The following is an 8546-nucleotide window of genomic DNA, read 5'->3' on the forward strand; positions in this document are numbered from 1 at the left end:
TGACGCAACCTCAGACCGGCCGACAGTCGGCGCTACGTCCGTCAAGCGAAAGTAACATCCTCAGATGAGGCAATACGCAGAGCCAGTTTTGCACGCCGAATGACACCCGCGCTCGACCTGAATGATCCACGACGTGGAAGTTGTAAGCGGACATAATCATGCGGGGTGTCGAGCGAGCCACGCTTTGATCTTGGGTGTCTTGCGGTGGCGTAGTTGTGCATGACGATGTGAACATCGAGCCCTTGAGAGACTTGACTGTCGATCTTTTTGAGGAACTCAGGAACTCGACTGGGGATGGCGCTTGTAGCATTTGCATAACGACCCCTGACGCAACATCATGTGCTGCAAGCGGCGCGGTCTTACCATGCCGCAGATAGCTCTGCGTGCGACGTTCCGGGCACCCCAGGCATCATCGGCAAGATTGGCTGCTCGCGATCAACTGTTTTGATCTGGCTTTACTCATCGATGCTGAGGACAGGGCTCGGCTCAGCGGGGACATATCAATATCGCCCACATTGTCGACGAACACCGGATCGCCCGGCAGCTCAAATGGCTGGCTCCGGTGTGGTGAAGGCAGAACGCCATCCACATTCGGTGGATAGTAAAGCGAGAGAAGCCGGTCTCCGCGGCCATTGAGCGGATCGAACAGTGCAACGCATCGGCCAGCATCGAACGCAATGTCCGCTCGATAACGCAGCAACCTGGGCGTCCTTGATGGCCGAGGGCGGCCAGGGCGGATCTCGTCAAGAAGACCATCACAGCGATCCTTCAAACATCGACGGCGCCATTTACCAATGGTATGTTCGTGGCTAAGCGGTCATTCATTTACTCGGTATCCCCCGCGCATCCGGGATCGCGCGACATCGCTTAGACAACGATCTGGCAACACGTTTGCGGCGACGATGCCGTTGTCGGTCAATTCTCTCCAGTCCTGGTGGATGATGATCCCTGCCGGCTCCCGGAACTCCTGGACGAGCCGTGCATGCCCGAGAATGGAATGCACTTTGGTCAGGCAAAAGCGTACCGTCAGAACGCAGCTCTCTCGCGTTGGGCCCCCGTCCTCCCAATACGCTTCCGCAAAACAGCCGACTCCGATCCGGTACATGCGCTAGTAGTCGAACGCATGAGCGGCGAAGAATGCTGCGGTCTCATGCTCTCCAGATAAGCCTGGTCGGTACCGAACAACGCGTCCGTTCGAACCTGAAGCGCTCTTTCCGGAACGCGAATGGTAAAAAGGACGCCAGCCGGAATGCGCGTACTCGTGCATGCCCAACCTTGAAAAATGCCACAGCGAAGCTCGCTCAGACGGGCTGGCGTGTCGTAAGCCTGTCAGGTCCGCGCCGACTTGAGCGTAACCGGTATGAGCTCCCACGTTCCGCAGTGATCAGCGGGCGCGTGCGTAGCGGATCGGCATCCAGTATTGGCGCAGCGCCTCGACGGCCGCTGGAATATCGAGGTGGGCAGTAATCGTCGTGTCGGTCGTCATGTGAGTCTCCTCGGTAAGGTAAACTCACAGAAACCTGCTTACACATTCTTTCTGACACCCTCCTGCGCTGCTTTCCTTTGACCTAAGATTGCATCGAGCAGTTCGGTCGTAACATTATGGCGACCGCCATGGTGTGGAACTTGAAACCGATCGATGCCGGGCAACATCAATCCTGCCAAAGGCGCGCAATCAATGACTTCCTGAAGACCGCTGCGTCCGGTATCTCCGGTCAGCAAAATTTTGCATTCATTTAGGTTGGCATATTGGACAACGCTCATCTCGTTTTCGTTGCTTGTTTCACCTCCCGGAAAATATTCATCGCCCCCAAGCCGCCTTAACAAGCACAGCGGCCTCTTTCATTAAACGTACAACTGCATCGCGCGCGGTTTCGAGCAGGCCTTTTTCCTCGGGCGTCTTCTCTGAGGAAACAACCAGGTCTAGAAAGCGCGAGCGTGTCGGGGCCATTACCCGAAAAGCGCCAATGGTAGCTCCCTGAAAGGGCTCGTAGATTTGAATCTTCCTGCGAACGCCAATTTCTTCAAGTGCCGCGAGATTTGAGTAAGCTTCCTTTAGGGCTTTCCCCAATCCATCGACAGTTGTGAAGCGCTTGAACCGGGGCAGAAGTTCTTCTGCATAGATCCACGGCCGCAACATCCAAAGCGCGCCGACCTCAAAATCTTCCAAGACTCGTTGCAAACCTCCGGCATGATCACCGTCGTTGTGTGTTGCGACAACATGCGCGATTCGTTTCGGATTGCCATAGTACTTGTTTATGAAGTTGACGACCTTCTCTCCGGTTAACTGATAGCCGCCGTCAACGACATGAATGAGGGTCTGACCGTTCAACTCATAGCGGACGCAAATAGCGCGCCGCTGCTTTTCGCTTCAACGTCCAAAAAATCGATTTCAAAAAAATCGGCCAATGTTCTCGCTCCCGAGTCGGGCTTGAGTGAGTGTCGCCACTGCCGACGCCGGCATTGGTCTCGATTGCCACGCTGTTTCCGGCCGCCGCTCACGGGGCTCTAGGCGTAAGGCCACACGATGTTCATGGGTCTTGATTTCTTGGGAACACCAACCTTCGGTAACAATCTCCTTTTTCGGACGACGTTTTCTAATCGGGATAGCAGTTTGTTTTCCTACAAACTTGCAAAGCAGACGCCAAATTGCGCAGAATTTCAGCGTTTTTGGCGCCATTACGCAGGATCCGAAACAGATGGACGCCGCTTCCAGTATGTAAGCGGCAAGCTAAGGCCGTCAGGCGGCGTGGTTCCATGGCATAAGCGCGTCGATTTGGCTGCTCGGCCAGCCGTTGGCGATACGCTGAAGTGTTACGGCGAGCCAGGCGAACGGATCGACGGTGTTCATTTTCGCCGTCTGCAGCAGCGTTGCGATGGTCGCCCAGGTTCGTCCGCCGCCGTCGCTGCCAGCGAAGAGGCTATTCTTTCTCGTAATTGTTTGTGGCCTGATGGCGCGTTCGACGATGTTGGAGTCGAGCTCGATGCGACCATCGGTCAGGAAGCGTTCGAAGATGGCACGCCGCGAGACGGCATAGCGGATCGCCTCGGCCAGTTTTGATTTGCCGGAGATCCGCCGCAAGGTCTGCTGCCAGAGATCGAAGAGATCTGCGACGATCGCTGCGGAAGCTTGCTGGCGCGCGGCAACGCGAGTGTCGGGGCTTTGACCGCGCACCGTTTTCTCGACCTGCCAGAGCTTCGCCATCCGCTCGACCGTCGCCGTTGCCACTTCTGAGCTCCCCGCAACATGCAGCTCGTAGAACTTGCGTCTGCAGTGTGACCAGCAGCCAGCCAATGTGATGCCATCATTGCCGCGATCGGATCGCGCGAGCTTGTTATAGGCGGCGTATCCATCAACCTGCAGGATGCCGCGATAACCATTGAGGTGCCGGACCGCGCATTCGCCGGCGCGGCTGTCTTCGAAGCGATAAGCCACCATCGGCGGACCGTTGCGGCCAAAAGTTCGGTCATCTCGGGCATAGGCCCATAAGTAGGCCGTCTTTGTCGATCCGGAGCCCGGAGCGAGCGTCGGCAAAGTGGTTTCGTCGGCAAAGACCCGTTCGGCCTTCTTGACCTCGCTGAAGATGTAGTCGGCCATGATCTCGAGCTCGAAGCCGAGCTTACCCATCCATTGCGCCATCAACTGGCGGTCCAGCTCGACATGATCGCGGGCGTAGATAGCCTCCTGCCGGTAGAGCGGCAGGCCATCGGCATATTTGGCGACGGCGATCTGGGCCAGAAGCGCTTCCGTCGGAATGCCTCCTTCGATGATGTGGGCCGGGGCCGGCGCCTGGATGACGCCGTCCGCGTTCTTGAAGGTATACTTGGGACGGCGCGTGACGATCACACGGAACTTCGCCGGCACTACATCCAGGCGCTCCGACACGTCCTCGCCGATCAGCACCTTCTGCTTGCCGGCATGCTCAGCCAGCTCTTGCGGCTCAATGACGGTTTCGATCCGTTCCAGATGCGGCGCAAAGCCCTTGCGCCGACGCGGTGCACGCTTGCCATCCGCCTGCGCACGGCCCTTGCTGACCTGGGCCTTGATCGCGGCGATGCCGGTCTCGATCTCCTCGAAGACGAAGGCCTGCTGTTCATCGTCGCCGTTCGCCGAACCGAGCTTTTCCGATCGTCGGCCGAACCGGGCGCGGTCGAAGGCCTTCAGGATCTGCGTCAGCCGCTCGATGCGCGCATCGGCATCGGCGTTGCGGGCCTTGAGATCGGCGACTTCGCTCGCCAGAGCATCGGCGCGGGCCGCTTTCTCGGCCAGGGCAAGAACCATGGCCTTCAGCGTCTCTACGTCATTCGGGAGGCTGAGATCGGGCGGCGTCATTGACCCGACCAGAGCACATTTTGCCCCGGTTCTCTTGCCCTTTCAGCTCACTGATTCACTTCGCCGCAGTGCTTTTACCCAACAATCTCCGGCGGCTTGACCGCCGCGGTCCGGACCCGCTTCCAGTCCATCCCATCGACCAGGGCCATCAACTGCGCAGCATTCAGCTGCACCCGATGATGTCCGATCCGCGGCCAGCAGAACCTCGCCTTCTCAAGCCGTTTTAAATAGAGGCACACGCCGGAGCCATCCCACCATACGATCTTGATTCGGTCGGCCCTTTTCGCCCGGAACACGTAAAGCGCACCGTCGAACGGATCTGAGCCCGCATCGCGCACCAGCGCAACAAGGCCATCGATACCCTTGCGGAAGTCGACTGGATGGCTGGCCAGGAACACCTTCACGCCGGAGGGGATCATGCCGAACGGACCGCCCGGATCACCCGCTGCAGCTGCGCCTCGTCGACGTCCACGCCGGCGCGCACGATCACCTCGCCAATGGCAATTTCGATCACAGCGCCTGACACAGACGCCACCTCACCCCCGCAACTCGAGTGCCGCTCGCGATAATGTCGTTCCGCCCGAGCATCACGGCGCCAGGCAAACAGCTGCGACGGGTGAATGCCAATCCGGCGAGCGATCGCCGAGACGCTCGCGCCAGGCTCCAGCGCCTCTGTCACGACTTGGGCCTTGAACTCGTCCGACCAGCGTCGGCGAAGCTGCCGCGGCGCTCCCTCAAGACGGTCGGCGACCGCTTCGATCATATGGAAGGTTCTAGTTCCAGAACTAGGCGCAGACATAGTAGCTCACATCGGCTCACAAACTCAGCAGCCGATAGCCGATTGCTCACCCCCTGCGCCAGACGGGGTCTCTGCGATAGCGCGAGAACCGTCATATCCGTATCCAGGGAGCGGACCTCGGGGCTCGGAGTGCGATCCAATCAGGATCCGACCACGACCGCTCCACCTCAAAGTTGAACAAAGGGATCAGATAGTCCCGGATGATAATCGTGACGTGAGGTTCGTTTGCCTCGTCCTCAGTCAACTCCTTGGTCTGCCCGCCATCCGCATATTGAGCGGTCGCTTGGATCAGATGTCTGCTTCCGAAGGCGAACCTCACATCATCGAAAAGGAATAGGGAGCCGGGCTTCAAGAGCCGTACTGCTGCGATGGCAGCCGCCAAATCTACATAGATTGAATGGTTGCCGTCGAGATAGATGATATCGAAAGTCTCCCGATTTCTGGCCAACCTGATCAGGTTGAACAGGTATGTTCCTACGCGATTTCCCAGAAACCTGATGTCTCGATCCGCGATGCCGGCCGCCGCCAAGTCGGCCCGGCGTTCGGCGCAAACATGTTCGAAGTCCAGGCCCACATAGTGAATCCCGAGATCGTCGATGGTCCTGAACCGCTCCTGCCTGAATGTTGGTCCTACGCCGATCTCGAGAAAGCGGCATCCGGGATTCTGTCGAAGTATTTGAAGCAGGCGTGTATGAACCGAACGCCGATACGCACGGTAGTCGCTCGGCAGAGCATGGCTAGCGTCAAACAGGAAGTCGTGATGGTCAACATTCATCAATCGTCTCCAGTTGCTCTACGGATGGATTCCGGCGTGGCGCACGCATCATCCAACGCCTCACCTTCGGTGCACCGCGACCAGCACGTTGGCCAATCAAGCCGCTTCCATTGAGAACAGCCGGCACGGACCGAGAAGGTCGGCTGTCGACCCCGCGCAGAGGTCGTCAATCTGCTTCGCAAGGCTGAACACCGGTCCTGCCGACGGATTGACGCGTTCACTGCTCTCGTCAGGGGGGACGGGTCCGGATGATGTACCGTCGCCAATGACGCTGACCGTATTGGCCGTGCCGGCCGCGAGGCGAGCCGCGGCCGCCGGCACCAAAGTGACCGGACGATACGAAACACGCGGTGACAGCTGCACAGGCCGCAAGGGCGCACAGGAACATCTGGAAGCAGGGTTCGCGGATCTGGAGCTGGGTTGTCGTGACCCATCCAGCGATAGCACCGGCCCGAGGCATCGTTCGAAGCAGGCCGCGTCCATGGGCCTGCCCGAAGGCACGATCGACAAAAGCGGGTAGCACCACACAACGTGATAGCCATGAAATCGAGCGTCACGAGGGCGAGCAGAACTCCGATGGCGAGGATCTGGCGGAGGCAGCTCAGGAAGTCTCACGCGGCCATCCGCCCCGCGCCAAACTGAGCCGGAGAAGAGCCGCAGGGCTGATCGCATAAATGAATGGTAGCCAGCAACTCGAGCTTGCGGCGAGAAGTCTCCCGACGATCGGCCCGGTAGGCTGGAGCACTTGGCCCGCTTCGTCGATTGGGCGATGGATGTCGTTGGGCGGTCGGTGTTGACGGTGGCGGACAGCAGCGGCGCGACGGACGCCGAACACTCGACGGTGCGGGACGTGGGAAGATCACGACGGCTAGGAAAATCGCTGCGCTCCCGGCGTGTTGGGTGCCGCCGGCGCTCAGCCATAGGGGCCGTCACAGCATGACGACAGGCGGTCCTGTCCAAAATCCCCTTCTCGGCGGTCGGTCGACCAACTGCCCGAAGAAGGCTGGCTAGCGGCTCTCGGTGGTCTGGCAGGCGGCTATCACCGAAAGATATCGGGGTCGAGGCGGAGGTGGTCGGCCGATGATAGCGGGGCAAGGCTGCCCCCCATGCCTGCGCGAATGCCTTGATCTCCTCGGCATCACGTCTCTTCGAGTGAACGAGACTCTGATCGGCACCGGCCACGCGATGGCAGTTGCAGCGCTCAAGCGCGGCTTCGAGCTTCAACCGACAGACCGTGGGCTCCATACGCGCCACGACGACGAAGTCCAGGTCGCGGACAGGCTGCTCAATTGCACGAACGCGTCCAAAGACTTCCATCGGATTCGCCAGCAAATGTGCATGGCTTCGGAACGAGTTCATCTTTGGTAATCTCTTGTCCTCGACATACACGCCCGCGGCGACCAGCTCGATCTGAGAAGCGAAGCGCCGATCGTTGTTGATCGTCACCGAAACCAGTATTCTCCATCGGACGAGGAGCGGAATCAACGCCTCATCGGCCATGACTTGGACCGATCACTCGAGCTGGGACAACGATGCTTAATTGGCAGCCCGGACAATTCCAGTCCTGCAGACCTATCGCCGTCGAGCTCGCAAGCCCAGATGCCCAGAGCGCGCCGAAGTGACGCGACGACATTCATACCGGGACCTTAGCGGTAGCGAGTGATGCGGTAACTTCATCTCGATCCGTCGTGACCGCCGCCAGATAGCGAGCGAAGAGCGAGATCGTCCGGGTGTGCGATTCGAGGGCGCTCTTGCTGCAGCGCCCTGCGAGCCAATCGTCAAACAGTCTTCTGCGGCCAGCGCCGAGGTCGGCGTTTCGGACGAGTGTATCCCGCGCGGGATAGAACCTTTCGCGAAAGGCTGCGCGGCCGAGGAAACCGGCGTTCCGCCAAAGCGTGATGTGCGCATGCCTGGTCAATTGCGGATTGCATTCCGTGCCCGAGTGCGGGCGCTTCAGGATTCTAGCCTCGATCGCAGCGAAGGGACCGATGTTCAAGCGAATAGTCTCGGACGCATACCGGCCGTTCTTATTATAGACGTTGGTTGGCAATTGCCGCCAGTTGCGAAGCGATACGCTGGTCTGCAGAAGGTCGAGCCGGAACAGGCAGACGGTATCGCGGCTCCCACGACGGCGTGCGACTCCGGAAGAGACGAGATCCGTCTCACCCCAGCACGGTGGAGCGGTAAATAGTCTAGGGGCTGGCGCGGGGCCGGGAAGCCTGCGCACCGGATCCGGTCCGATCTGCCTGACTTGGTCGGCAGCCGTCGCCCGGTGGACATCCAGTTCGACCGCCCGGAGGTGTTGAATGGAACGTCAACGTCGGTCATTTAGCGAAGAATACAAGCGCCAGACCGTCGAGCTGGTGTTGTCGAGCGGGCGCTCGGTCACGTCGGTTGCCAAGGAGCTTGGTCTGCGCGACTCGGTGCTGCGGCGCTGGGTGGATAAGGTTCGGCAGGAGCCGACATCGGCGGCGTGGCGCCCCACCACGCAGGCGACGCCGATGTCGGCGGACCAGGCTTCGGAACTCGCCCGGCTGCGCCAGGAGAACGAGCGGCTCCGCAGTACGCATCCGACGGCGGCCGTCTTGCGTGACGGGTGGTAATTAGCGAAGCGTGTGACCTTAAGTCTAGCTTTAAGG

The 8546-nt window shown here is 59.7% G+C and carries 8 protein-coding genes and 2 pseudogenes; 2 read left to right on the forward strand and 8 right to left on the reverse strand.

Translation table 11 applies throughout. The annotated features are described in order from the left end of the window. Nucleotides 1-159 precede the first annotated feature (159 nt). The 7 genes and pseudogenes from AC5ZGW_RS44585 to AC5ZGW_RS44615 form a co-directional block, all read right to left on the reverse strand. Nucleotides 160-929: pseudogene (locus AC5ZGW_RS44585) on the reverse strand (IS630 family transposase); the annotation flags it as partial. A 595-nt stretch (nucleotides 930-1524) separates the two neighbouring features. Further along, the gene (locus AC5ZGW_RS44590) at nucleotides 1525-1764 is read right to left on the reverse strand and encodes a ComEC/Rec2 family competence protein (RefSeq protein WP_130231223.1); all 240 of its coding nucleotides are present in this window, start codon (nucleotides 1762-1764) and stop codon (nucleotides 1525-1527) included. Between the two features lie 37 nt (nucleotides 1765-1801). Continuing rightward, nucleotides 1802-2332: an MBL fold metallo-hydrolase gene (locus AC5ZGW_RS44595; RefSeq protein ID WP_130231225.1), complete on the reverse strand. Its 531-nt coding sequence runs from the start codon at nucleotides 2330-2332 to the stop codon at nucleotides 1802-1804. A 408-nt stretch (nucleotides 2333-2740) separates the two neighbouring features. After that, nucleotides 2741-4333: an IS66 family transposase gene (gene tnpC / locus AC5ZGW_RS44600; RefSeq protein ID WP_130231227.1), complete on the reverse strand. Its 1593-nt coding sequence runs from the start codon at nucleotides 4331-4333 to the stop codon at nucleotides 2741-2743. Nucleotides 4334-4407: 74 nt separating this feature from the next. After that, nucleotides 4408-4752 (reverse strand): IS66 family insertion sequence element accessory protein TnpB, encoded by a 345-nt coding sequence (gene tnpB / locus AC5ZGW_RS44605; protein ID WP_027583889.1) that lies wholly within the window; start codon nucleotides 4750-4752, stop codon nucleotides 4408-4410. Then, entirely contained in the window at nucleotides 4749-5096 is a 348-nt protein-coding gene (locus AC5ZGW_RS44610) for a transposase (protein ID WP_229167410.1), read from the reverse strand. The genes tnpB and AC5ZGW_RS44610 overlap by 4 nt, the downstream gene beginning before the upstream one ends. Nucleotides 5097-5223: 127 nt before the next feature. Then, on the reverse strand, nucleotides 5224-5907 hold the full coding sequence (locus AC5ZGW_RS44615; RefSeq protein WP_130231231.1) for a class I SAM-dependent methyltransferase: 684 nt from the start codon (nucleotides 5905-5907) through the stop codon (nucleotides 5224-5226). Nucleotides 5908-6172: 265 nt separating this feature from the next. Between AC5ZGW_RS44615 and AC5ZGW_RS44620 the strand changes: the two genes are divergently transcribed. Beyond that, nucleotides 6173-6427 (forward strand): hypothetical protein, encoded by a 255-nt coding sequence (locus AC5ZGW_RS44620; protein ID WP_245475157.1) that lies wholly within the window; start codon nucleotides 6173-6175, stop codon nucleotides 6425-6427. Nucleotides 6428-7011: 584 nt separating this feature from the next. Here AC5ZGW_RS44620 and AC5ZGW_RS44625 read toward each other — a convergent pair. After that, nucleotides 7012-7407 (reverse strand): annotated as a pseudogene (locus AC5ZGW_RS44625) (isocitrate lyase/phosphoenolpyruvate mutase family protein); the annotation flags it as partial. A gap of 806 nt (nucleotides 7408-8213) precedes the next feature. Between AC5ZGW_RS44625 and AC5ZGW_RS44630 the strand changes: the two are divergent. Next, nucleotides 8214-8510 (forward strand): transposase, encoded by a 297-nt coding sequence (locus tag AC5ZGW_RS44630; RefSeq protein ID WP_130231233.1) that lies wholly within the window; start codon nucleotides 8214-8216, stop codon nucleotides 8508-8510. The last annotated feature ends 36 nt before the right edge of the window (nucleotides 8511-8546 follow it).

It is taken from the genome of Bradyrhizobium sp. Crot121 (genome assembly GCF_059512385.1).